1 protein-coding gene is annotated in these 362 nt (G+C 65.2%); it reads left to right on the top strand.

What is annotated here, in order from left to right:
- Nucleotides 1–192: 192 nt before the first annotated feature.
- A partial coding sequence (locus tag CEY15_RS17985; RefSeq protein WP_141244354.1) for a TetR/AcrR family transcriptional regulator occupies nucleotides 193–362 on the top strand: 170 nt, incomplete at its 3' end.

Below are 362 nucleotides of genomic sequence, written 5' to 3'. Positions count from 1 at the left end.
GACCGGGACGTCCAAGGGGCCCTGAGGCCCGATGCGGGTGGCCTGAGCAACTGGCTGCCGACGGCACGATAGTCAGGTCGACAAGGCCGACTGAGCCGGGACACCATGTACTGTACGAACATACAGTATGCGGTACCGACGTATAGTCTAGTTTGGGGTCCGTAGGCTCGACCGCAACTGAAGGGGAACCGCGTGAATCGTTCCGCACCAGGCGCCGCGGGCCAGGATCTCACTGCCAAGGCGCGCATCCGCAACGCCGCACTGGATCTCTACGCCGCCAACGGCGAGGACGGCACTTCGTTGCGAACCGTGGCGACCGCGGCCGGGGTGACGGTGGGTCTCGTGGTCCATCACTACGGCAC

Origin of the sequence: Dietzia natronolimnaea, from assembly GCF_002289575.1 — a bacterium.
Taxonomy (GTDB): domain Bacteria; phylum Actinomycetota; class Actinomycetes; order Mycobacteriales; family Mycobacteriaceae; genus Dietzia; species Dietzia natronolimnaea_A.
The sequence above is the reverse complement of the archived record's forward strand: the minus strand, read 5'-3'. Positions and strand labels throughout refer to the sequence as shown.